We start from the raw sequence: 23155 nt of genomic DNA on the forward strand, positions 1-23155 counted from the left end.
CTTCATGCGTCAGGCAATCAAATCGACGCTATTGGCCGCTTTATTAGCGTCATCGTTCATGGTTAATGCCGCTCAGGAGCCACTGGATAAGGTGGTGGCAGTGGTTGATAACAGCATCATTCTGGAAAGTGAACTGGATCGTGCCATCGTTGCGGCAAAACAGCAGCTTACCCAGCGCAACCAGTCCATTCCCCCTGACAACCTTTTACGCTCCGAAGTACTGCGTCAGGTTATCCTAAAGCGTGCCCAGCTTGAACGGGTCAAGCGTCTGGGTGTAACTATCGATGAAGCAAGCTTAAATGCCGCCGTTGCAGAAATTGCCAAGCAGGAAGGCGCCAGCAGTCTTGCTGATTTCCAGGCCAAGCTCGATGCACGAACCCCAGGTAATTATGCAGCCCTGCGTCGCCAGATTAGTGATGACCTGAGTGTTAATCGCTTGCGTCAGCAACAGGTGAGTTCGCGCATCAAGGTAAGTGATCAGGACATTGATAATTTTCTGAACTCTCCTCAGGGTAAAAGTAGCTTAAATAGTGAAGTGCATGTAGCACACTTGCGGGTTGCCCTACCTGAGAATGCCAGTGCTACCCAAGTTCAGAATGCTGAGAACGTGGCCAATAAGCTGCGGACTGACCTGCAAGCCAGCAATGATGTAGATGCTGTGGTAAAACGCAACCAAAGCGCTAGCTATCCTGTAGAAGGTGCAGATATGGGCTGGCGTAATACTGAAGAAATGCCTGATGAACTGGTTGCCAAAGTCAATGCACTTGACCTGAACCAGGTTACGCTACCAATTCGTGCTGCAGATGGCTTTCATGTGCTTAAACTGCTGGAACGCCGTGGCAATGAAGCCCGCACCATTGTGCAGCAATTTAAAGTACGCCATATTTTGCTGCGTCCAAGTGAAGTATTAAGCCCCAGTGATGCCGAACAACAAATTAATCAGTTGTATAAACGCGCTGGCACTGAAAATTTTGCGGACTTGGCCAGTACGTTTTCCAGTGATCCGGGTTCAGCATCTAATGGCGGTGACCTTGGCTGGGTTAGTCCCGGCATGATGGTGCCACAATTTGAAGAAGTAATGCGCAAGACACCGGTGGGTCAAATCAGTAAGCCGTTCCAGACCCAGTATGGCTGGCATATCCTGAAAGTAGAAGACACACGTCAGCAAGATGTCACTGAACAAACCCGTCGCAGCAAGGCACGTCAGGTTCTGGCAGAACGCCAGTTTGATCAGGAACTGGATAATTGGATGCGGGAAGTTCGCGCTGAAAGCTTTGTTGAAATCAAGGATGGCACACCAGTTAATTAGTCGTAGTTCTGGATGAATATAAATTAGCAGGTTGATGATAAAGTTGAATACTGAATTAACCTGCTGGAAATCTATTAATCTGAACCATTTGTGCCTTAGTCAATTATATTGATAAAAAGCCAGACAAGAAAAAAGCCCTATCAAGGGCTTTTTTCTTTTGACATAGCGAGGTATTAATTAGCGGTTGTTACCGTTGCCGTCATCTTCGCCATTGTCATCAAATTTCTGGTCGCCTTCAAAGCCACCCTGACCACCGAAACCGCCACCCTGACCACCAAAGCCACCCTGACCACCAAAGCCAGCACCTTGACCGCCAAAGCCACCCTGACCACCAAAGCCGCCACCTTGACCGCCAAAGCCACCCTGACCACCAAAGCCGCCACCTTGGCCACCAAAGCCAGCACCTTGACCCTGACCACCAAAGCCGCCACCCTGACCACCAAAGCCACCCTGACCACCAAAACCAGCGCCTTGTGCACCTGGAGCACCCACTGGCGCGCCTGCAGGACGTGGATTACGGGCAGGTACTACTGTAGAAATCGCATGCTTATAAACCATTTGGCTTACTGTGTTTTTTAATAAAACAACGTATTGATCAAAAGATTCGATCTGGCCTTGTAATTTGATTCCATTTACCAAAAAAATAGAAACGGGGATGCGTTCTTTACGAAGAGAGTTTAAAAACGGATCCTGCAATGTTTGACCTTTAGACATCGTTATTACTCCAAAAAAATAACCAGCGCAAAAAAAACTGCCTTTCGTATCAATTAAAAATTATAAAAAGACAGGCGGCAAATTTTGCGTCATCTATACTTCATACGCAAGTCTAGTATGCCTTCATTCACTGTGTTGTATATATTAAAAACGTGCAACTCACGTAACGAACGTAGCCATGTATATTGACGTTTGGCTAATTGTCGTGTTGCAAATAATGCTTTTTCCTTCATTTGCTGAAGTTCCGCTTCAGTTTGCCCTCCCTGCTCCAAAAATTCCCAAGCCTGACGATACCCTACAGCACGCATGGATGGCAAATTTTCATGTAATTGATATTTTTCACGTAATTGCCTTACTTCATCCAGAAAACCGATTTTCCACATAATTTCTAGTCTTTGGGCAATTTTTTGGTGCAATAATGCACGATCTGGCATTATTGCATGTAAATCAAAAGCATACTGTGGATTAAGCTGGTTTTCCTGTTCATCATGCAGATCACTGATAGCACGTCCGGTAATGCGATAAACCTCAAGTGCACGTAAGACACGCTGCCGGTCAGAAGGCTTGAAGCGTATAGCAGCACGCGGATCAACACGCTGTAATTCATTATGGATAAATTGCCATCCATGCTGTTCAGCCTGCTGCTCTATTTCAGCACGGATGTCTAGGTTAGCTGCTGGCAAATTATCCGCCATGCCCATGATAAGGCTACGAAAATACAACATGGTGCCACCAACCAGTAACGGAATTTTACCGTTGGCATGGATCTGATTAATGATCTGGCTAACATCCTCAACAAATTCAGCAGCTGAATAAACCTGTGTTGGATCAATAATATCGATCAAATGGTGAGGATATTGTGCCAGCTCGGCGGCTGTAGGTTTGGCTGTACCAATATTCATGTCGCGGTAAACCAGTGCCGAATCAACAGATATCAGTTCAAACTTTCCGGTTTCATATAGTTCACAGGCCAATGCGGTTTTACCACTCGCAGTTGGGCCCATCAGGCACACAACAGGCAACGCTTGCAGGGATTTTTTCTGAGGCATAGAAGTGACTGCCAAGTTCATGTTATTCCCCACGGGCAAACAGCTTATCAAGCTGGGTTAATGGAAAAGCACGCCAGGTTGGTCGTCCATGATTACACTGGCTGGCAAATTCAGTTTGTTCCATTTGACGCAACAGGGCATTCATCTCGACAAGGCTAAGCTGGCGATGTGCACGGATAGCGCCGTGACACGCCATACCTGCCAGAATTTTATCGCGGGCGGTGGTTAAGTCAGCTTGCTGATTAGCCTGCAAATCTGCCAATAGCTGACTAAGTAGTTTTGAAAAATTGGCACGCGCCAGCAGTGCAGGCACAGCACGTACTATCGCGCTGGTTTCACCATAACGGTCAACTTCCAGCCCCAGCTGATGCAAGGTAGATTGTAGCTCCTCAATCCGGCTGGCTTGCAGGTGACTTAGCTCAACAACTTGTGGCACCAACAAATGCTGGGTTTGCCAGTTCTGGGCGTTATCCCAGGCTTTTTTAAGCTGCTCCAGTAAAATCCGTTCATGGGCAGCATGCATGTCGACAATAATCAGGCCATCAGTATTTTGCGCTAAAATATAAATGCCATGCAGTTGAGCAATTGCAAGACCAAGTGGATATTCATCAACACCGACTTTGCTGGCTATTGCAAATGATTGATCCAGCTCCTGCCGTGCTGGCAATAGATAACTGGCCAGTGCAGCCTGCACGGTAGATGCATCAGGCGCTGAACTGGAAAAACCTGAATAAGCTGACTGTCCGGACTTTTGATTAAAAGTAGCTCCTGTAGCCATCAAATTATCTACTACAGAAGGCTGATGCTGATTCACCAAATTCTGCTGTAGCGCTGAGTGATCTAATAACAAATCATGCAATGGCAAAGGATTTTGCTGCATCGGCTGATAGAGCTGCTGCTCTATTGATTGAGGCATTTGCGCCATTGCCTTACGCTGTAAGGGATGCATGGCATCAGCCAGTTCCGCAGGTGCGGTTTTAAACTGGGCGAGTGTTTGTCGGGCATGATGACGTACAAATTCATGGACTTCACGCTGGGCCAGAAATCTCACTTCATGCTTGGTAGGATGCACATTCACATCTACCTGATCCGGCTCAATTTCCAGAAATAGCAAATAAGCCGGATGCTGATGACCATGCAGGATTCCTTCATAGGCCATACGCAAGGCATGGCTCACTGTTTTATCCTTGACCATACGACCATTGATAAACAGATATTGCAGGTCTGCCTGCCCCCGTGCTTCGCTGGGATGCCCAAGCCAGCCAGACAGTTGCATATACATACTGGAGCAATCCAGCCAATGAGATGTTTCGGTAAACCGGGCACCCAAAATCCGTCGTACCCGCTGGGCACGTAGTTCACCACTGTCTGCAATAGGCAAATCCAGCCTGATCTGGCTATTATGGACCAGTGAAAATGCCACATCAAAATGACTTAAGGCTACCCGTCGCACCACTTCTTCAATATGGCCAAATTCGGTACTGACTGATTTTAAAAACTTGCGCCGCGCGGGCACATTAAAAAACAGATCGCGCACCTGAATCCGTGTGCCACGCTGGTGCGCTACAGCGGTAATGGCCTGACTATTTTCTGTTTGATTGTAGGCACTACCATTAATGGTGACTTCATGGCCAATACCTTCATCCGACTGGCTACTGCTTAAAGTCAGGCGTGATACAGCAGCAATCGATGCTAGCGCCTCCCCCCGAAAACCCAGCGTGGCAATTGCCGATAAATCCTCAGCACTGCTAATCTTGCTGGTAGCATGACGCAACACCGCCAATGGTAAATCATCACTATGAATGCCATTGCCATTGTCTATTATTTCAATCAGGGTACTGCCGCCCTGCTCAATATAAATTTCAATGCGCGATGCGCCAGCATCCAGTGCATTTTCAATTAGCTCCTTCACTACCGAAGCTGGGCGTTCAATCACCTCACCAGCAGCAATCTGGTTGGCCAGTGCCGGGCTTAACGGCTGGATACGGCGAATTTTCGCCACGATGCCATAATCAGGCAAACTGCTCATGCAAACTGTCCTCTAATGCTGTCCATGTCTGGCTTTTTGCAGCAGTGCTTAGCACGATATGCCGGGTGAGCTGGTTGTCATCCAGGGTTAGTTCAATCTGGTAATCCGCTGTCGGAACCACTGGCTGGCCTTTTTGCGGCCACTCAATGAGCAATAAGGGTTTAAGGCTCGCCTGATCGGTTGTTAAATAATCACGAATGCCCATTAATTCAAGTTCATAGGCATCCTGCAAGCGATACAGGTCAAAATGATAAACAGGCTGGCCTGCAATGGTATAAGGCTCAACTAGCGTATAAGTAGGACTTTTTACATTACCCGGATGTCCCAAAGCCTGTAGCCATAAGCGTGTTAGCGTTGTCTTGCCAGCGCCCAGATCACCCACCAGATAAACCACACCATGCGAAATATGCTGTGCCAGAACACCAGCCAGTTTTTGGGTGGCAGCCTCATCAGGCAATACAAGTGAAATGGTTTGCAGCATGGCAGTTGTCTTTCCCAACCCGAATTAAACCTGACTATAATAACACTGAAGCTGAAACTTTTAGGCCATAATCTGTTTTTGGCTATAATCCATTTTTAAAGTGTTTAGGTCGTACTAATGAATGCATGGTTGTGGCTGGTGATTGCCGGATTGTTTGAAATTCAATGGGCGGTCACCCTTAGATACACTGATGGATTTACACGGCTATGGCCTTCGGTATTTTGTATTGCGGGCATGATTATCTCGGTATATGGCCTATCAATAGCACAAAAAACCCTGCCGCTGGGCACCAGCTATGCAGTATGGGTTGGTATTGGCATTTTGGGCGCGGCGATTTGTGGCATGTTTTTATTTAATGAACCAAAAACCCTAATCCGGATAGGTTGTATTTTGCTAATTTTGGCCGGCATTATTGGTTTAAAAGTGACCTCACCTTCCTAAAAATTAAATAGTGCGCTGTTGTATCTTTATCATTTAACATTGAACTGTCACTGAAAATCCTGATGAACTGGACTGCTAATTATTTACATGCATATTTCTTTTAAACCTCCCATGATTGATGGCGTTAGCCCCAGTTGTGTATTTTTGCCTTCATTAAAAAATTTGCAAAAGACGAATGGCGGTCAAAGTTATGCCACTATTTTGGAATTTTTGATCCAGCAGTTTCCACAAATTTCTAAACAGATATGGCTGGATCGAATTGAGGCCCAAAAAATCTATCACGAAGCTGGCACTTTGGTTGGGCTTGATAGCCCTTATGCGCCAAACAGTAAAATCTACTATTATCGCGAATTACCCTATGAAGAACCGATTCCATTTGAGGAGCAGATTCTTTTTCAGAATGAACATTTGCTTGTGGTGGATAAGCCGCATTTTTTGCCAGTAACCCCGACAGGCCGGTTTGTAAAACAAAGCTTGCTGGTTCGGTTAAAGCAGCGCCTCAACTGTGAGGACATTACACCAATTCATCGTCTGGATCGGGAAACAGCGGGGGTGATGCTGTTTTCATTACAGCCACAAACCCGGCCTCTCTACCAGACCTTGTTTCAAGATCGCAAAGTCAGCAAACAATATCAGGCCATTGCAGCCTATCGCGATGATCTGGAGTTTCCACGAAATTATCAAAGCCACATGGTAAAAGGCCAGCCTTTTTTTACCATGCAGGAAACTGAAGGCCCAGCCAACAGTTTTACCCGAATCGAACTACTGGAAACAAGACAAGACTTATCGCAACATCTGGCACGCTATCAGCTCTATCCCTTAAGTGGCAAGCAACACCAGTTACGTGTACATATGGCCGCACTGGGAATTCCTATTTTAAATGACCCCTTTTATCCCAAGGTACAGTTAAAAGCAGATAATGATTACAGTGCGCCGCTGCAACTATTGGCACAGCGCATTGCTTTTGTTGATCCCTTGACCCGGCAAGCTGTAGAATATAATTCATTGCAAACGCTGATTCTTTAGCCTTATTCGTAATGACGTTGCAATGATAATTATGCTTTAATGCGTGCCTAATAAACTCGTTTTTGTTCATTACTACTTATAAGCAATGATTAATAAGTAATTATTGGAAAGAGGTTACTCATGCGTCGCACGGAAGTTTATCAGGTTCGACTGGATGTCCATGAAAAAAAACAGGCCTTTGCCGTGTTTAAACAACTGGGTATTAGTCCTGCACAGGCTATTCGCTTATTTTTCCGTCAGGTGGTTGTGACTAGATCCATTCCATTTGCCATTGAGCAAGGTAACCATGAGCCGTCAGAAGCACCCAAAAAAGCCAGTCGAAAAACCGTTGCAACAAGTGAGCTAAGTCATTTATCAGATCAGGATGTTTTTGACCAGCTCAATGAACTATTACAGGATAACGGTAGCTTGAAAAATACGGACAAAAGCTCAGATAGCGATCAATAAAAGATCATAATCTAGGAATTTAGTTTTAAATATTTATAATAGATTTTTTTGTATTAGGTCTAACCGTTTGGACTTAAGAGCAGCAATTGCATCAGCTTTAATACTGATAATTGCTGCCCTACTTTATCAAATAAAATATGTCTTGGAATAATTTTAAGCAATTATTGATCTGTTGATTCAGCCGCTTTCACCCGAATGCCATAACCATGAACGCGCAAGGTATTCAGTGCTTTAATGGCTTTAACCGCATCACGCCCATTTTCCATTTCCACAAAACCAAATCCCTTGGATTTTCCAGTAGCCGCATCCAGCACTAACGTACAGCTTTTAATCTTGCCAAATGGTTTGAATAACGCTTCCAGCTCTGCTTCAGTGACACTACGCGCCAGATTGCGGATTAATACTTTCATTTTACTGATCAACTTTTTAAAAAATAACAGACAGGCAAATGCAGGTTTATGCCAACACGTTGCCAAGATACTATTAGACCATAAAACCCGTTAGTCCCCTAAACTATTTTTATTCAGACAGGAGGCTGTTTTCTATTTTTATTAATGGCCTTTTTAGCAAAATAAAAAGCTATATGTCGTATCCCAACCTAATCACTTACTCTGCAAAGCTAATAGTTTGCCAGAACTGGCAAGCGCATAGCGGTTAGGTTAGCTTCTAGAATTGCAAAGCCAACACAGATTGGCAGTCATATCCGTCCCTATTCAATACTCAACCATTACCTTAGTTTTCATATCTGATTTATTTGAATAGTCAAAGTAGTTTATAAAGAAATCTCAAATATAAAATCACACAAGCTGCCTTGCCAGCTTAGCCTGCTCATCACTCAAATAAATCCATTGACCTTCGGCTAAATCATCCGGCAATTTAAACTGGCCAATTTGCTCACGGTGCAAGGCATCGACATGATTGCCCACTGCTGCAATCATCCGCTTCACCTGATGATACAAGCCTTGATGAATAGTCAATACAAGCTGATTTTCACTTAACTGAATGCAGTCATCCGCTGCATATATGCCCTGCTCGTTGCGTAGCTCCACACCTTGCTTTAACTGTGCAATCTGCTCACTAGAAATTTCACGATTGGTTGTAACAATATAACGCTTCGCTACATGCTTTTTAGGATGAGTGAGTGCCTGCAAAAATGTACCGTCATCGGTTAATAGCAGCAGTCCGGTGGTATCCTGATCCAGCCGTCCAACACACTGTATGCCACGCTCTATCAGTTGCGCTGGTAGCAAGCTAAAGACACTAGAATGATGCTGCGGCTGATGTGAACATTCAAAACCAATCGGCTTGTGGAGCGCTATATAAACTTTTTCACGGTACTGCCAGCTTTTCCCTGCAACTATAAATTCAAGGTTATTGACTTCTATATCGGCTCTGGAATTGCTACAGACTTCACCGTGAATGATAACCTTACCGCTTTCAATCAGTTGACGGCATTGCTTGCGGCTACCAAAGCCTTGCGATTGCAGTATTTTTTCGAGATGCATATCAAGTTTTAAATAAAAGTTCCAAAAAATCTTAGCATATTCTGACCAACTTGACCAACTTGACCAACTTGACTAGAATCAGCTCATATATTGAGCTTTTGGGAGAGTCTATTGTGATTATTAATATTGCTGAAGCCAAAGCGCATCTTTCCGATTTAATCCAGCGTGCCTGCCAGGGTGAGGAGATTATTATTGCCAAAAATAATCAGCCCTTGGTTGAACTGGTAGTGCATCAGCCTAAAAGCCAGATTAAATTTGGTTTATTGGAAAATGATACGGCAACACAGGATCTGCTCAAGATTATGGATGTTGATTTGGCAGACGATTTTTATAATAGCGACATTTTTCCTGAAACCAAATGAATATTCTCATTGATACGCATATTTTCCTATGGTTGCTGAAATCGCCAAAATTACTAACTACACAACAAGTAGAAACATTTAAAAACCCACAGAATCAGTTTTATTTGAGCAGTATTAGTATTGCTGAAATCATGATCAAAGTTTCTATTGGAAAACTGGTTGTAGACTTTGATCCGATTCAGGCAGCTACAGATAGTGGGCTTAAACTCTTGCCGTATCAAGGTATTGACGCAGTTTCGCTTGTAAATTTACCGTTTCATCATAAAGACCCGTTTGATCGTATGCTGATTGCGCAAGCCAAAACCCAGAATATGCAAATGATGAGTAGTGATACAGTTTTTGGATTATATGGAAAGGTGATTGATTAATCATCGAATAGACGGCTTAGTTCATCCTGATTGGTATTGTAATGGGGTCTTTTTTCCAGATTACTTGATTTATATTAAAATCAAAAAACTCAGCGATTTTTTGCTTTATATTTGACTCAAATAAGGTTTTATCCATATAAATAATGTGGTTATTTTGCTTGATTGAAAATAGTATCCTACCACGTGGAATTTGTTCATATTCCAAATTTTTAAGCTCAGGAAACTGTTTCTTTAATTCAAGATTTTCCCAAATACTCACATGATCAAAATTGCTATCGATTAAACCATTATAGCCTTTAAAACCTTGAGAGATGTCCTCAGGAATGCCAAGGACAGTGTTTTTATAAACCCAGAAGATGCCTATGTTCATATTAATGATTTTTAATTATTTCGTTCAATGCATCCAACGCTCTTTTTTTATAATTATTATTAAAACCACCAAAATAACTTGGATGATAAAGCCTTAAACCTTTAACTCCTAAACAATCTATAACGGCCATTTCACGAATTGAATCAAAGTCATTTGCTTTCCTAAACTCAATACTAAGAAAATGAAATTTGATATCATGATCACGGTTCGGACCAGTCATAAATATACATAAATCTGGCTTTATAATTTCGACCTCCTTAGCAACCACAGAAAAATACTTTCTTTCTAAATTTCTCGTTATAGGATCAACACCAGTTTCCTGATCAGGTTGGCCAATTTTTGAAATATTGTTCCATATATAAATAATGTCTAAGTTTTTTGTTTTTTCCATTTTTAAAATATTTTTCTGAAAAACACGAAATTTCTTCCAAAATGAACTCTTAGAATAACCATCATAAAAATTTTTCTGCCAAAAAAAACGATCATACCGATCCATTCCTTCAAAAATGGAATCCGTAAATCCTGAACTATCGTACCATCCTTTAGTTTCTTGACCAAAAATCATTACTTTATAATCAGCTCTTGCATATGCATCTTCATCAATATTAATTAATAAAGGATTCGTATAAAATTTCTTATCAATTTTATTCAACTCCACAAGTATCTGTTCCCAATATTTATCGTATAAATTAAATAGTTGCTTATTTATACTCATATTATTTCTCACCTTATCAAACAAATTTTAGAAATTGTAGGCATTTTCCCGAACAAACATTCTTTTAATTCTAATTCACGCGGCACAAAATGTCGTATTAAAAAACCCCACTCACTTGAGCAGGGCTTCTTTTTTAAATCAAACTTCTAGAACATTCAACTCGGGCATAGCCCTCGCCTTGCATTCGGGAGAGGCAGTGCCTCTCTATCCCTCATTCAAGTCAACTGAGCAGCACTGATCTTTTTAGTATCAACCTTGCCCGCTTCAGCAGTGTATTCACCCATGCGATCGAAGTTCATGTAGCGATAGATTTCGCCAGCCATGCTGTCGATGTTCTGGGCATAACCCATGTATTCAGCAACAGTTGGCAAACGACCCAATACCGCAGCAACAGAGGCCAACTCAGCAGAAGCCAGATAAACATTGGCACCCTGACCCAGACGGTTCGGGAAGTTACGGGTAGATGTAGACACACAAGTGGTATTTGGTGCTACACGTGCCTGGTTACCCATACACAGTGAACAGCCCGGCATTTCGGTACGCGCACCGGCACGACCATAAATGTTGTAATAGCCTTCTTCCATCAACTGATGTTCGTCCATACGGGTTGGCGGAGCCAGCCACAGACGGGTTGATAAAGAACCACCCTCTACTTTTTCCAACAGCTTACCAGCAGCACGGAAGTGACCGATGTTAGTCATACAAGAACCGATGAACACTTCATCAATTTTTGCACCGGCAACATCAGACAACAGCTTGGCATCATCTGGATCGTTCGGGCAGCACAATACTGGCTCAGTGATCGTGCTCAGGTCAATTTCATAAACCTTGGCATATTCAGCGTCAGCATCCGCTTTGATCAGGCTTGGGTTATCCAGCCATTTCTGCATATTTTCAACACGGCGTGCCATGGTACGCGCATCGCCATAACCTTCTGCAATCATCCACTTTAACATGGTCATGTTGGAGGTCAGGTATTCAGCAACAGCCTTCTCAGACAGGGTGATCGAACAGCCCGCAGCAGAACGCTCGGCAGACGCATCAGACAATTCGAATGCTTGTTCAACTGTCAGGTCGCCTTCATATTCGCTCAGGTCAATCTCAAGGATACGACCGTTGAAAATATTCTTCTTGCCTTTTTTCTCTACGGTTAAATCACCCGCTTGAATGGCAACGTAAGGAATGGCATGTACCAAATCACGCAGGGTGATACCAGGTTGCATTTTGCCCTTGAACTTCACCAGTACAGATTCAGGCATATCCAGTGGCATTACGCCAGTCGCAGCAGCAAACGCCACCAGACCCGAACCTGCCGGGAAAGAAATACCAATTGGGAAACGGGTGTGAGAGTCACCGCCAGTACCAACGGTATCAGGCAACAGCATGCGGTTTAACCAGGAGTGAATGATACCATCGCCGGGACGCAAGCTTACACCACCACGGTTCATGATGAAGTCTGGCAGCGTGTGGTGAGTCACCACGTCAACTGGCTTTGGATACGCGGCGGTATGACAGAAAGACTGCATCACCAGATCAGCAGAGAAACCCAAGCAAGCCAGGTCTTTCAGTTCATCACGGGTCATTGGACCAGTAGTATCCTGAGAGCCAACAGTGGTCATTTTTGGTTCACAGTAAGTACCCGGACGCACGCCCTGACCTTCTGGTAAGCCACAAGCGCGGCCAACCATTTTTTGTGCCTGAGTGAAGCCTTTACCAGTATCACCAGGTTGTACTGGGGTACGGAACAAAGTGGATGGCGCCAGACCCAAAGCTTCACGCGCCTTGGTGGTCAGGCCACGGCCAATGATCAGGTTAATACGGCCACCAGCACGAACTTCGTCCAGCAGAACCGGAGTTTTCAACTGGGATTCAGCAATTTGTTCGCCGTTTTTGAACGCAGTAACAGTTGCAGTTTCTTTGTTGATTTTCAGGGTAACTTCGTCACCCATATTCATGTTGCTAACATCAATCTCAACAGGCAGCGCACCGGCATCTTCCATGGTATTGAAGAAAATCGGCGCAATTTTGCTACCCAGACATACACCGCCATCTTTCTTGTTCGGGATATGCGGAATGTCATCACCAAAGAACCACAGTACAGAGTTGGTAGCAGACTTACGGCTAGAACCAGTACCAACCACGTCACCCACGTAGGCAACCTGATTACCTTTAGCAATCAGTTCCTTGATCTGGCTCATCGGGCCCACTTCGCCCGGTTTTTCAGGATTGATCCCTTCACGCACGTTTTTCAGCATGGCATTAGCATGCAATGGAATATCTGGACGTGACCATGCATCCTGTGCAGGAGACAAGTCATCAGTGTTGGTTTCGCCAGTTACCTTGAAAACAGTAATCTTGATTTCTTCGGGTACATCATCACGGCTGGTAAACCATTCGGCGTCTGCCCATGATTTTAACACCGCTTGTGCATTGGCATTACCAGCGGTAGCTTTATCAGCAACATCATGGAATGCATCAAATACCAGTAGGGTTCTCTTGAGTGCTTCAGCAGCATCTGCACCCAGTTCGCTGTCATCCAGCAAGTCAACCAGTGGTGCAACGTTGTAGCCGCCCAGCATGGTTCCCAACAGGTAAACTGCACGCTTTTTGGTTACCAACGGAGAAGTGGCCTGACCTTTTGCAACAGCAGCCAGAAAAGCGGCTTTAACATAAGCAGCCTGGTCTACACCAGCAGGAACACGATTTTCTAGCAAATCAACTAAAAATTGCTCTTCATGTGCCGGCGGGCTTTTTAACAATTCAACCAGTTGAGCAGTTTGAGTTTCGTCCAGCGGTTTTGGCGGGACACCCAGTGCAGCACGCTCAGCAACGTGTTGGCGGTAGGCTTCTAGCACGGTGTTATTCCTCTTGTGGATGTTCATTGCGCGCTGTTCTAAACATGCTTGCTTAGTACACGCAATTATGGATGCGTGGATTTTACTAAATTTCAAGCCAAAAGTTAATGTAACAATGGCAATTGCTACAAATGCCCATTATTTTTTAAATAAATGATAGTTTTGGGAGCGTAAATAATTTTTGACCAACACCCTTAAGGCTGAGCTTGTGATCTCAATAAAGCGCGCAGATTTTTGCAGGTTTCAATTATTAACTATTTAATCGTAAGGTTTGTCGTGTAGTTTTAATTAACTATAAACTTCTAAAAGATTGATTATGCCTTTGAACAAGTGTGACTTTCTTAATCATATTTAAGAACTATAAAAAAGTAACTTTTCGGCACATTTTATTCAAACTTTGAGCAACTCATTCGTAATTCTACATTTTGATGCAATATTGCTGGTCGCAAGCATTGCCAGCGCTGGTTCATTTTTCTAGACTGCCTGTTGCTATTGCTATCAACTGTTGTTGCTACTAGATCTCACAACCAAGGAACACGCTCAGGTTTAAATATGAAAAAATTTTATATCCTTCCGCTGGCATGCGCGATTGCCGCATTAACCGCCTGTAGTCCTGCCCCTGTAAAACAAGAAATTATTATTCCTCAAACACCACAACCTGCACCACAGCCACTGGTATTACGCAAGGTGGAACCGGAAACCTCGGCACCCCATTACCATTTAAACCCACGGAATTATGAGCAGCCACTAAACCCGATTATTGTGCAGCAAATCCGTGAAGCACTTACCCCAAAAATTATTAATCCTGCCACAGGTGAGGTGGTTACCCGTTTGCCCCTGATTGTACCAGTCGATGCCACAGCACAAACCACTGCTGTCGCAGCCACAGTTAATACCGATGGTAGTTTGAACGCGACGGATGCAAATCAGGCTATGCAAGCTCAGGCAAGTGCTGCAAATACACCAGCTACACCGGTAACTTCCAATAGCACAGCAGCCAATAGCGTTCCTGCAACACTAGCCACTGACAGTAATGGTATTCCGGTAGCTGAACCGCAGGACACGCAAGCTGCCTTATTAAAGATTGATCCTGCTTTGAAACTGGATGATCAAGCCGTTGCCAGCCTTGCAGCCAGTCAGGCTCAAATGAACAACACTCAAGCGACTAGCCCTCAATCGGTGCCTGCTGCTTCTCCAGACAATACGCAAACTGGCACAAATGGCGCAAGCGTTGATAGCAGTGCTACCGCAACTCAGCCTAGCGCGGCCACTATAAATGCCACAACAGACACACAAGCTGCTTCAGCCACCGCGACACCAGATAGCGCCACGACAACCCCAATTGGTACATCACCAGTGGCTGCCAGCAATGCCGCCATTGGCAATATAACCACAAGCAACACTGCTAAAATCCTGATTCCTATCCATCAGCAGCAGATGATAAAAACACCCAGTATGCCTGCACCCAGCGATGAAACACTGGATGTTACCGAAATTGATAAGGATATTACCCTGCTTGAAGGTAAGGCACGTCATTACCCCACTTATTTTAAAGATAAGTACGAGCGCTGGAAGGCTGAGAAGAAAATCAAGCAAATTACCCAGCGACTGGATCAAATCGCGGTAGATCCGCGTGCTTCCTATGATTTGTTGCTGCGTGCCATGAAAGCGCATGTACTGGCGCGCAATATGGATGCAGGCCCGGATTCTGCCTTTAAGTCGGCTGTTTATTTCCAGCGTTTACTGAAGTTAAAGCCTGCTGATCCGGAAACCAGTTTCTGGTATGGATTCTCTTTGGGTGAAGGCGGCGGCTTTAGGGAGTCTATTTCCCATCTGGATACTGCGGTGAAAGCAGAATATCAGGAAGCTTATCTGGCTTTGGCACACAGTTATCTGCAAATGGATGACAAGAAAAATGCCTTAACTGTATTAAATAACTACAAAATCAAATATCCGGATGAAGCAACCGAAACGGATCAACTCATTGCAGAGATTCAGGCTGGCAAGCGTTACTCCATGTGGCAGTAATCCACTTTTACGATGACAAAAAATAGGGCTTAACTGCCCTATTTTTCTATGTGCATTGATGCAGTTTTAACGTGTAGCCGGTGAAATATCAGAAATATGCACCTGACCTGTTTTGCGCATGTACAGACACAACTTTTCCTGCGTTGCTGTTGCTTTGGGTTGAGAACCGGCAACCGGTTTTAAATGCCCGCGCAAGGTAATGGCAGTGTAGCCAACCGTATCATCAAACAATATTGGCTTGCTGGAAACTACAGCATTCATTAAGCCACTGGCTGCAGTACACTTTTGCGCAACCTTACGGTCATGGTCTGCCCATGCTTTATCAGAAGATGCAAAAACAGGCATGGCAAGAGTTGCCATCAAACCTGCCACAACCATGTTGGCCAGTGACAAATATTTAAAACGCACATGATTAATGCGCATAGTTATGCTCCTGAATACAGTATGGGGACAATTATGCAGACTTTGTTACCCGGCAATATCGACATACTGTATAGGTTGCAGAACTAAAACGTAGTGGGCTGTAAACCTGCATACAACTTCATTTAAGGCATCCAGAACATATATAAGTAAGCCTAGGCATTTAACTCAGTGGCACGACCCGCATCACCTCTTCCAGCGTGGTTGTTCCTTCAGAAACCCGTTTAGCGCCTGCAAGCCGCAATGGTTGCAAGCCTTCCCGGTAGGCCTGTTGCTTGATCTGGTTCAGGTTGGCGCCATCACCCACCATCCGTTTCATTTCATTGGTGAGCACCAGAATTTCATACAAGCCCATACGACCTTTGTAGCCTGTACCACGGCAATGTTCACAGCCAACTGCCTGATACACCTGCGCTGGCGGGTTACTGGTCCAGGGACTAACCAGTTGATTCCAGCTTTCCGGGTCAATAGTGGTAGGCGCCTTGCAGTATTCACACAAGGTTCTTACCAGTCTTTGAGCCATAACGCCCAATATGGTGGCCGCAGTTAGAAATGGCTGCACACCCAGATCATGCAAGCGGGTTAAACTGGAGGGTGCGTCATTGGTATGCAGAGTGGAAAGTACCAGGTGACCCGTTAACGCTGCCTGTATTCCCATATCTGCCGTGTCCTGATCGCGAATCTCACCAATCATGATGATATCCGGATCTTGACGCATCAATGCACGCACGCCTTCGGCAAAACCCAGCTCAATCCCTGACTGTACCTGCATCTGGTTAAAGCTTGGCTCAATCATTTCAATGGGGTCTTCAATGGTACAGACGTTGACTTCATCGGTAGCCAGTTGCTTGAGCGTTGAATACAGCGTGGTGGTTTTACCTGAACCCGTCGGCCCGGTGACTAGAATAATGCCATTGGGATGCGCTGCCATTTGTTTCCACTTGGCCAAGTCTTCCCCGGTTAAGCCCAGTTGCTCAAAGGAACGCACCAGCACTTCAGGGTCAAAAATACGCATGACTAGTTTCTCGCCAAAAGCTGTGGGCAACGTGGATAAACGCAGCTCAGTTTCAATACCTTTGGGGGTTCTGGTTTTTAAACGGCCATCCTGAGGCTTGCGGCGCTCGGCCACATTCATGCGGCCTAAAATTTTAATCCGTGAAATTACGGCTGTTAGAATCGGTGCCGGCATGTCATAAACCGTATGCAACACCCCATCAATGCGGAAACGCACCCGTCCTCCTTGCCTGCGGGGTTCCAGATGAATATCACTAGCGCGCTGGTCGAAGGCATACTGCAACAGCCAGTCAACAATGCGCACAATGTGCTGGTCATTGGCGTCAGGGTTTTGTACATCACCCAGTTGTAATAAGGCTTCAACACCCTTAGCCGTTGCTTCTGTGCCACCGGTTCCTTTAGCACCAGCAATAGCACGCGTCACCTGATAAAATTCAATCAGATAACGGCTTAACTGCTCGGGATTGAGCATCACTCGCACAATCTGGCGCGGACGCACGATATGTGACAGGTTTTCCAGCCAGTCATCATAAAAGGGCTGGTCGCTACCAATGGTAATGGTTTCGCTATCCACTGCGATGGCCAGAATGCGGTGTCGCTCGGCGTATTCAAACGACATGATTGCCGTCACGGCAGGCACATTTACTTTTAATGGATCAATACGAACAAATGGAACTTCGGCCTTATCGGCTAACCATTGTGATAGTAGCGGTAGTGTGAGCTTTTGTTGAGTGGTTACATCGGTTAAATCGAAACTGGCAATGAATTGCAGCGGATGCCATTGCAACTGATCCTTGCGGCGCGGAGTAGTTGCAATGAGGTTAACATCGCGCTGGGAAATTTTGCCATCTTTAAGCAGTGCATCCAGACACCATCTGACATCGACCTGAAACGAAAAATGATGTTTTTTATTCAAAATGCTCTCCTTGGCGGCAACTGCTTCAACATTGATTTTAAGCTTAAATTTTGTGGTTTAGTCTATCGTGTAATTGGGGTTTAACGATGAATTTTGGTAAGTGACTCAACGATAACTTGCTGACCTGCTATTCTGAATGTGATATTTACAGAATCATAAGCCATGCCATAAATCCGATTTTCATCATCCTGATAAGCTGGCCGTGGATCAAGTGCCAACAGTTCATTGATTAAACCTTGCTGTTCAGTATCAAACAGTTGTTGTTCAATTAAAGCATCAGCTTGTTCACTGGCTTGTATCGCCCACTCAACGTTTAAAAGTACCGGTGCGGCTTGCGCAAAACCGCTTTTTGCCTCAGGGATCGCGTCGGAATATGCAATGTAAGGCTTAATGTCTACAATTGGCGTACCATTGAGTAAATCTGCGCCACGGATCAGCAGCTTGGCCTTGCCGTTTTGCTTAATTACTTTTACCAGCTCGACCACTGACAATCCCAACTCACTGGGGCGATACATGCTGCGACTGGCAAAAACCCCTAGCTTTTGATTGCCACCCAACCGTGGGGGTCGGATTTGTGTACGAAATTTTTTGAGGCTTTGTGAATCTGCTTTATTTTGATGAAAACTCCAGATGAGCCATAAATGACTGAATTCGCCCAGCCCTTCAAACGCCAGTGCATCATCATAAGGTGCATTAAATTCAATAATTGCAGGCACTTGCACCAGATTCGGCTGACGGGGTATCCCAAATTTTTCATGAAAAGGTGAATGCACAATACCAATTACCGGTACTGTTAAATCCGACTTCATCACTTTTCCTTATAAATAACATTGGATTAATTCAGTTTATAGGCAATTGCTTTGCGTTAGAATAGCCCCCTGTTTTTTATTATATCGATGAGAGCTTCATGGCCGCTTTTAATGTTGAGAAAATTACTCACGTTCACCACTGGAATGACACGTTATTTAGCTTTAAAACCACCCGTGATGTGGCATTGCGCTTTAAAAATGGTCAGTTCGTGATGATTGGTCTGGAAGTCAACGGCAAGCCCCTGATGCGTGCCTACTCGATTGCCAGTGCCAACTATGAAGAAGAACTGGAATTTTTCTCAATTAAGGTTCAAAACGGCCCACTGACCTCTATTTTGCAGAAAGTTCAGGTTGGTGATGAAATCCTGATTAGTAAAAAACCAACTGGCACACTGGTTCATGATGATTTATTACCCGGCAAAAACCTGTATTTCCTGTCCAGTGGTACTGGTCTTGCGCCATTTCTGGCCTTAATTCGTGACCCGGAAACTTATGAAAAATATGAAAAAGTGATTCTGGTGCATGGCACGCGTTATGTGAGCGAGCTGGCCTATCAGGATCTGATCTTAAACGAATTGCCCAACAATGAATTTTTTGAAGAGTTAGGCATTAAAGACAAGCTGATTTACTACCCAACCGTAACCCGCGAAGAGTTTCATACACAGGGTCGTGTGACCACAGCAATTGAAACCGGGCAATTGTTTGAGAAAATTGGCCTGCCACGTTTTAATCCGGAAACTGACCGCGCCATGTTGTGTGGTAGCCCTGCGTTCTTAAAGGATGTGTGCGCACTACTGGACGCACATGGCATGAAAGAATCACCACGGATGGGCGTGATGGGTGATTACGTAATTGAACGCGCGTTTGTTGAAAAGTAAGACACTAAACCGCTAAAGTAGAAAAGGCTGTGGAAACATGCATCATCACAGCCTTTTTTATGCAAAAAATTTAGAGATTTGCCATCTCTAGGTCATGTGGATGTGTGGCAAATATGCCTTTATTATATTCTAAAATATAGTTTTATCATGCTTATTAGGGACATAGCGCTTAAAAAAGATTAGTCGGAGAAAAAGATGGATTGGATAAATATTTTTATTTATGACACCACATGGTCTTTCGCGGCAGAAATAGCCATACGTACCATTGTCATGTTTAGCCTAATTATTCTATTTTTAAGATTAACGGGTAAGCGCGGTATTCGCCAACTGTCTATTTTTGAATTAACCATTATTTTGTCACTAGGCTCCATCGCTGGTGACCCCATGTTTACTGAAGATTTACCTCTTATTCAAGCAGTACTTATTATGGGTATTGTGCTGCTACTCTATAGGATATGTACTTGGTTAACAACGAAATATAAGATTATTGAAAACTTATTAGAGGGCAAACCCACTTATATCGTAGAAAATGGTTTATTGGTAATTGAAGATGTCAAAAAGGACAAAATGTCGCACGATGAGTTCTTTGCAGAAATGCGCCAAAATGGGGTGCGTCACTTAGGACAAGTGCAGGTAGGATTACTCGAAACAGATGGTGATTTTAGTGTATTGCTATTTCCAGATGATAAAACGCAATATGGGCTGCCCATTTTTCCAAAAGAGTATCAGCCAGCGAAAATGCTAAAAATTGATCATCCCTATGCCTGCATGCATTGCGGTTATGTCAAGCATATCTCAGCGCTAGATGACGTATGTAGCCGTTGTCATCATTCAAGAGGATGGGCTAAAGCACTGAATGATAAGATTGTAAATTAGGTAATATGGGATAAATTAATCAAATATAATGGTTTATCACGTTACTAATACTCTTACAGATAAGACTGTTTATGCTGCGTAGCTTTTGCTCGGGCACCCTAGGACGTGCGCTACGAAAATCATAACTTTCAATTTTATATTCAAAAAAGTAAAAAACATCCCAATAAATTTATCTTTAGTTTCAAAGCCGCCCAGCTTTAGTAACCCTTTACACGCAACACGCAACACGCAACACGCAACACGCAACACGCAACACGCAACACGCAACACGCAACACGCAACACGCAAATCAGTATCAAATATTGCATTAAGATAAAGATGAATGGAACTCATCTTTTTTCATGATAAAATGAAATTTTTTAATCAAAAGAATATTATTGGACGATATCCATGATTGAACTTCGTCATCTCAAAACCCTACAAGCGCTGCGTGAACATGGTTCGCTGGTTGGCGCTGCCCAACACATTCATGTCACGCCATCTGCCCTATCGCATCAATTACGCGAGCTGGAACAATGGCTGGATCTAAGCCTGCTCAGCCGCAAAAGCCGTCCCTTGCAGTTTTCCCCTGCGGGTTTGCGCCTGCTGGAACTGGCTGATCAGGTCTTGCCGCTGGTCAATAATACCCGCACTGAACTGTCACGCATGGCACATGGTCAAACCGGACGATTGCTGCTGGCTTCCGAATGCCATAGCTGCTTTGACTGGCTTATGCCCGTGCTTAACCAATATCGTCAAGACTTTCCTGATGTTGACCTTGATTTTGCTAATGGTTTTGAACCCGAACCACACCAACAACTCCAGCAAGGCGATATTGATATTTTAATTACCGCTGATGAATTGCAACTTAATGGATTGGCCTATCAGCCTGTTTTTGACTATGAATCCAGGCTGGTGCTTTCGCCTAATCATCCTTTATTACAACAGCAGGAAATTACTGCTGAGGATATTGCCGCACAAACCCTGATTGCCTATCCGGTAGAACCCAGCCGTCTGGATATTATTGCCGGTTTTTTAAGCCTGCATGAATTACAGCCCAGCCATATCCGAACCACGGAACTGACACCCATGCTCATTCAACTGGTGGCCAGTGGTCGTGGCATTGCCGCCTTGCCAGACTGGGTGGTCAAAGACTACGAACAAAAAGGCTGGGTGGTAAGCCGCCGCTTTCCATTTGCTGAAAAAGGCCAGCAACATAAGGGGTTACGCCGCACTTTGTATGCCGCCTATCGCCAGCAAGATATAAAACAGGCATTTATTGAAGGTTTTTTAAATCAACTCAAGATTTTTTCCAAGCAACGTGGCTAAAATAGACCAAACAGCACTTAAAGCACCTTTTATAAAGTCAATTTAAGGAATAAATTGTCTAACAATCAGCAATTTTGCTGATGTTTTATGCCATTGACCATGTTATTTTGGTCTGGTTATGTTCTGCATGCTGAAATAGAAATGGATAACACATGACCCTACCAATTGCCCGCCCAGATAACGGTATTCCAGGTGTATACGGCTTATTGTTACTAGAGGTAGTGTCACGCTTTGGAATTAGCGAACATACCCTTTTTTCACCATTTAACCTGACCAGTGAGCAACTGGCAGAACCCAGCTTTAGAATTGCCCTGCCATTGGCCAATAACCTGTTCAAACACGCTATTGAGCTCACTGGTGAAAATAGTCTTGGGTATCATATTGGCACCCAGATGCGCATTTCTATTCATGGCTTTATTGGCTATGCCATCATGAGTGCATCCAATGTTACCGAAGCACTGATGCTGGCGTCACGTTTTATTCATATCCGTGTGCCCTTTATTCACTTGCATGTCTCTACCATGCAACCCAAGGCCCGACTACAGCTTACCTGTGATGAACTTAACCTTGAACCGCTGCGCCAGGAAGTACTGATTGCCCTGACTGTGGGTATTTTAACCATGGGCAAGGCTTTAACCGGTAAAGACATTTATGCAGAAATTGAATGTGATTTTCCAGAACCCAAGGATTTTGAAAAATATCAAAAGCTTATTACTGCCGATATCAAGTTTAATCAGCCGCATCTGGTGGCTTATTTTGACAAAAGCTACCTGAGCCTGCCACTCATCAATGCTGACCCGATTGCCAGCCAGATTGCCATTAACCAGTGCGAAGCCGAGCTTTCCGCATTGGGCGAACGCAAGCGTATTGCCATGAAAGTACGCGACTTACTCACACAATGTAATGACCGCTACCCGACCATTGAAACCATTGCCGATATGCTGCACATGTCGGATCGCACGCTGAAGCGACAATTGGCTGCTGAAGGCACGTCCTATTCCAACGTGGTGGATGAAGTGCGCTATCGTCATGCAGTCTCGCTATTGTCACGTTCAGATTATAGTCTTGAACAAATTTCTGATGAGCTGGGTTATTCCGATGTCGGCAACTTTACCCGTGCCTTTAAGCGCTGGACCGGCCGCACACCGGGCAACTGGCGTAAAGACCCTTATCTGTAAAATCTATTGGGTAAAACAAGGTAATAACACTGGACTTTGCTGATTTTTAAAACCATT

23 protein-coding genes are annotated in these 23155 nt (G+C 44.4%); 11 read left to right on the forward strand and 12 right to left on the reverse strand.

Features of this window, described 5'->3' with window-relative positions:
- The first annotated feature begins 4 nt into the window (after positions 1-4).
- Complete coding sequence (locus tag Q337_RS0104650) at positions 5-1309, forward strand: peptidylprolyl isomerase (protein ID WP_034279206.1); 1305 nt, start codon at positions 5-7, stop codon at positions 1307-1309.
- Between the two features lie 177 nt (positions 1310-1486).
- Here Q337_RS0104650 and hfq read toward each other — a convergent pair whose 3' ends face one another.
- The 4 genes from hfq to tsaE form a co-directional block, all read right to left on the reverse strand.
- Entirely contained in the window at positions 1487-2023 is a 537-nt protein-coding gene (gene hfq / locus Q337_RS0104655; RefSeq protein WP_026470605.1) for an RNA chaperone Hfq, read from the reverse strand.
- Positions 2024-2112: 89 nt separating this feature from the next.
- Entirely contained in the window at positions 2113-3093 is a 981-nt protein-coding gene (gene miaA, locus Q337_RS0104660) for a tRNA (adenosine(37)-N6)-dimethylallyltransferase MiaA (RefSeq protein ID WP_228133077.1), read from the reverse strand.
- 1 nt (position 3094) lies between these two features.
- The gene (gene mutL / locus Q337_RS0104665) at positions 3095-5101 is read right to left on the reverse strand and encodes a DNA mismatch repair endonuclease MutL (RefSeq protein ID WP_051526562.1); all 2007 of its coding nucleotides are present in this window, start codon (positions 5099-5101) and stop codon (positions 3095-3097) included.
- Positions 5085-5582, reverse strand: coding sequence for a tRNA (adenosine(37)-N6)-threonylcarbamoyltransferase complex ATPase subunit type 1 TsaE (gene tsaE / locus Q337_RS0104670; protein ID WP_026470608.1), 498 nt, complete (start codon positions 5580-5582; stop codon positions 5085-5087). Before tsaE ends, mutL begins: the two co-directional genes overlap by 17 nt.
- Positions 5583-5699: 117 nt before the next feature.
- Between tsaE and Q337_RS0104675 the strand changes: the two genes are divergently transcribed.
- The 3 genes from Q337_RS0104675 (at position 5700) to Q337_RS0104685 (ending at position 7496) form a co-directional block, all read left to right on the forward strand.
- A complete protein-coding gene (locus Q337_RS0104675) occupies positions 5700-6023 on the forward strand; it encodes a DMT family transporter (RefSeq protein WP_026470609.1) in 324 nt (107 codons plus the stop codon).
- 87 nt (positions 6024-6110) lie between these two features.
- The gene (locus Q337_RS0104680) at positions 6111-7049 is read left to right on the forward strand and encodes a pseudouridine synthase (protein WP_026470610.1); all 939 of its coding nucleotides are present in this window, start codon (positions 6111-6113) and stop codon (positions 7047-7049) included.
- 120 nt (positions 7050-7169) lie between these two features.
- On the forward strand, positions 7170-7496 hold the full coding sequence (locus Q337_RS0104685; RefSeq protein ID WP_026470611.1) for a type II toxin-antitoxin system RelB/DinJ family antitoxin: 327 nt from the start codon (positions 7170-7172) through the stop codon (positions 7494-7496).
- 161 nt (positions 7497-7657) lie between these two features.
- On the opposite strand, the gene Q337_RS0104690 is transcribed toward Q337_RS0104685, so the two are convergent.
- Positions 7658-7906, reverse strand: a complete 249-nt coding sequence (locus tag Q337_RS0104690) for an RNA recognition motif domain-containing protein (RefSeq protein ID WP_034279474.1) — start codon at positions 7904-7906, stop codon at positions 7658-7660.
- Between the two features lie 387 nt (positions 7907-8293).
- The gene (locus Q337_RS0104695; protein ID WP_026470613.1) at positions 8294-9001 is read right to left on the reverse strand and encodes a pseudouridine synthase; all 708 of its coding nucleotides are present in this window, start codon (positions 8999-9001) and stop codon (positions 8294-8296) included.
- A 113-nt stretch (positions 9002-9114) separates the two neighbouring features.
- Here Q337_RS0104695 and Q337_RS16780 point away from each other — a divergent pair, with 113 nt between their 5' ends.
- Both Q337_RS16780 and Q337_RS0104705 read left to right on the forward strand, forming a co-directional pair.
- Complete coding sequence (locus Q337_RS16780) at positions 9115-9363, forward strand: type II toxin-antitoxin system Phd/YefM family antitoxin (RefSeq protein WP_034279207.1); 249 nt, start codon at positions 9115-9117, stop codon at positions 9361-9363.
- A complete protein-coding gene (locus Q337_RS0104705) occupies positions 9360-9731 on the forward strand; it encodes a type II toxin-antitoxin system VapC family toxin (protein WP_026470614.1) in 372 nt (123 codons plus the stop codon). The genes Q337_RS16780 and Q337_RS0104705 overlap by 4 nt, the downstream gene beginning before the upstream one ends.
- Positions 9732-9747: 16 nt before the next feature.
- Here Q337_RS0104705 and Q337_RS0104710 read toward each other — a convergent pair whose 3' ends face one another.
- The 3 genes from Q337_RS0104710 to Q337_RS0104720 all read right to left on the reverse strand — a co-directional run bounded on the left by Q337_RS0104710 (position 9748) and on the right by Q337_RS0104720 (position 13671).
- Entirely contained in the window at positions 9748-10101 is a 354-nt protein-coding gene (locus tag Q337_RS0104710) for a hypothetical protein (RefSeq protein WP_026470615.1), read from the reverse strand.
- A 1-nt stretch (position 10102) separates the two neighbouring features.
- Complete coding sequence (locus tag Q337_RS0104715) at positions 10103-10816, reverse strand: hypothetical protein (RefSeq protein WP_026470616.1); 714 nt, start codon at positions 10814-10816, stop codon at positions 10103-10105.
- Between the two features lie 215 nt (positions 10817-11031).
- A complete protein-coding gene (locus tag Q337_RS0104720) occupies positions 11032-13671 on the reverse strand; it encodes a bifunctional aconitate hydratase 2/2-methylisocitrate dehydratase (protein WP_026470617.1) in 2640 nt (879 codons plus the stop codon).
- A gap of 552 nt (positions 13672-14223) precedes the next feature.
- Here Q337_RS0104720 and Q337_RS18290 point away from each other — a divergent pair.
- On the forward strand, positions 14224-15699 hold the full coding sequence (locus Q337_RS18290; RefSeq protein ID WP_051526563.1) for a hypothetical protein: 1476 nt from the start codon (positions 14224-14226) through the stop codon (positions 15697-15699).
- Between the two features lie 66 nt (positions 15700-15765).
- Here Q337_RS18290 and Q337_RS0104730 read toward each other — a convergent pair whose 3' ends face one another.
- The 3 genes from Q337_RS0104730 to tsaA form a co-directional block, all read right to left on the reverse strand.
- Entirely contained in the window at positions 15766-16122 is a 357-nt protein-coding gene (locus Q337_RS0104730; RefSeq protein WP_051526564.1) for a hypothetical protein, read from the reverse strand.
- A gap of 160 nt (positions 16123-16282) precedes the next feature.
- Positions 16283-18049, reverse strand: coding sequence for a GspE/PulE family protein (locus tag Q337_RS0104735; protein ID WP_034279208.1), 1767 nt, complete (start codon positions 18047-18049; stop codon positions 16283-16285).
- An 80-nt stretch (positions 18050-18129) separates the two neighbouring features.
- On the reverse strand, positions 18130-18858 hold the full coding sequence (gene tsaA / locus Q337_RS0104740) for a tRNA (N6-threonylcarbamoyladenosine(37)-N6)-methyltransferase TrmO (protein WP_026470620.1): 729 nt from the start codon (positions 18856-18858) through the stop codon (positions 18130-18132).
- 98 nt (positions 18859-18956) lie between these two features.
- Between tsaA and Q337_RS0104745 the strand changes: the two genes are divergently transcribed.
- The 4 genes from Q337_RS0104745 (at position 18957) to Q337_RS0104760 (ending at position 23098) form a co-directional block, all read left to right on the forward strand.
- Positions 18957-19736, forward strand: a complete 780-nt coding sequence (locus Q337_RS0104745; RefSeq protein WP_026470621.1) for a ferredoxin--NADP reductase — start codon at positions 18957-18959, stop codon at positions 19734-19736.
- Between the two features lie 195 nt (positions 19737-19931).
- Positions 19932-20612, forward strand: a complete 681-nt coding sequence (locus Q337_RS0104750; protein WP_026470622.1) for a DUF421 domain-containing protein — start codon at positions 19932-19934, stop codon at positions 20610-20612.
- Positions 20613-21002: 390 nt separating this feature from the next.
- A complete protein-coding gene (locus Q337_RS0104755) occupies positions 21003-21920 on the forward strand; it encodes a LysR family transcriptional regulator (RefSeq protein ID WP_026470623.1) in 918 nt (305 codons plus the stop codon).
- A 152-nt stretch (positions 21921-22072) separates the two neighbouring features.
- Positions 22073-23098 carry an AraC family transcriptional regulator gene (locus tag Q337_RS0104760; protein ID WP_026470624.1) on the forward strand — a complete coding sequence of 342 codons (1026 nt, stop codon included), beginning with the start codon at positions 22073-22075 and terminating at the stop codon, positions 23096-23098.
- Positions 23099-23155: the final 57 nt, after the last annotated feature.

Origin of the sequence: Alkanindiges illinoisensis DSM 15370 (genome assembly GCF_000619845.1) — a bacterium.
Lineage (GTDB): Bacteria > Pseudomonadota > Gammaproteobacteria > Pseudomonadales > Moraxellaceae > Alkanindiges > Alkanindiges illinoisensis.

Excerpts from the sequence above, each read along its gene's own strand:
- Q337_RS0104650 (WP_034279206.1), top strand. The coding sequence starts at position 5 with ATGCGTCAGGCAATCAAATCGACGCTATTGGCCGCTTTATTAGCGTCA.
- hfq (WP_026470605.1), bottom strand. The coding sequence starts at position 2,023 with ATGTCTAAAGGTCAAACATTGCAGGATCCGTTTTTAAACTCTCTTCGT.
- miaA (WP_228133077.1), bottom strand. The coding sequence starts at position 3,093 with ATGAACTTGGCAGTCACTTCTATGCCTCAGAAAAAATCCCTGCAAGCG.
- mutL (WP_051526562.1), bottom strand. The coding sequence starts at position 5,101 with ATGAGCAGTTTGCCTGATTATGGCATCGTGGCGAAAATTCGCCGTATC.
- tsaE (WP_026470608.1), bottom strand. The coding sequence starts at position 5,582 with ATGCTGCAAACCATTTCACTTGTATTGCCTGATGAGGCTGCCACCCAA.
- Q337_RS0104675 (WP_026470609.1), top strand. The coding sequence starts at position 5,700 with ATGAATGCATGGTTGTGGCTGGTGATTGCCGGATTGTTTGAAATTCAA.
- Q337_RS0104680 (WP_026470610.1), top strand. The coding sequence starts at position 6,111 with ATGCATATTTCTTTTAAACCTCCCATGATTGATGGCGTTAGCCCCAGT.
- Q337_RS0104685 (WP_026470611.1), top strand. The coding sequence starts at position 7,170 with ATGCGTCGCACGGAAGTTTATCAGGTTCGACTGGATGTCCATGAAAAA.
- Q337_RS0104690 (WP_034279474.1), bottom strand. The coding sequence starts at position 7,906 with ATGAAAGTATTAATCCGCAATCTGGCGCGTAGTGTCACTGAAGCAGAG.
- Q337_RS0104695 (WP_026470613.1), bottom strand. The coding sequence starts at position 9,001 with ATGCATCTCGAAAAAATACTGCAATCGCAAGGCTTTGGTAGCCGCAAG.
- Q337_RS0104705 (WP_026470614.1), top strand. The coding sequence starts at position 9,360 with ATGAATATTCTCATTGATACGCATATTTTCCTATGGTTGCTGAAATCG.
- Q337_RS0104710 (WP_026470615.1), bottom strand. The coding sequence starts at position 10,101 with ATGAACATAGGCATCTTCTGGGTTTATAAAAACACTGTCCTTGGCATT.
- Q337_RS0104715 (WP_026470616.1), bottom strand. The coding sequence starts at position 10,816 with ATGAGTATAAATAAGCAACTATTTAATTTATACGATAAATATTGGGAA.
- Q337_RS18290 (WP_051526563.1), top strand. The coding sequence starts at position 14,224 with ATGAAAAAATTTTATATCCTTCCGCTGGCATGCGCGATTGCCGCATTA.
- Q337_RS0104730 (WP_051526564.1), bottom strand. The coding sequence starts at position 16,122 with ATGCGCATTAATCATGTGCGTTTTAAATATTTGTCACTGGCCAACATG.
- tsaA (WP_026470620.1), bottom strand. The coding sequence starts at position 18,858 with ATGAAGTCGGATTTAACAGTACCGGTAATTGGTATTGTGCATTCACCT.
- Q337_RS0104745 (WP_026470621.1), top strand. The coding sequence starts at position 18,957 with ATGGCCGCTTTTAATGTTGAGAAAATTACTCACGTTCACCACTGGAAT.
- Q337_RS0104750 (WP_026470622.1), top strand. The coding sequence starts at position 19,932 with ATGGATTGGATAAATATTTTTATTTATGACACCACATGGTCTTTCGCG.
- Q337_RS0104755 (WP_026470623.1), top strand. The coding sequence starts at position 21,003 with ATGATTGAACTTCGTCATCTCAAAACCCTACAAGCGCTGCGTGAACAT.
- Q337_RS0104760 (WP_026470624.1), top strand. The coding sequence starts at position 22,073 with ATGACCCTACCAATTGCCCGCCCAGATAACGGTATTCCAGGTGTATAC.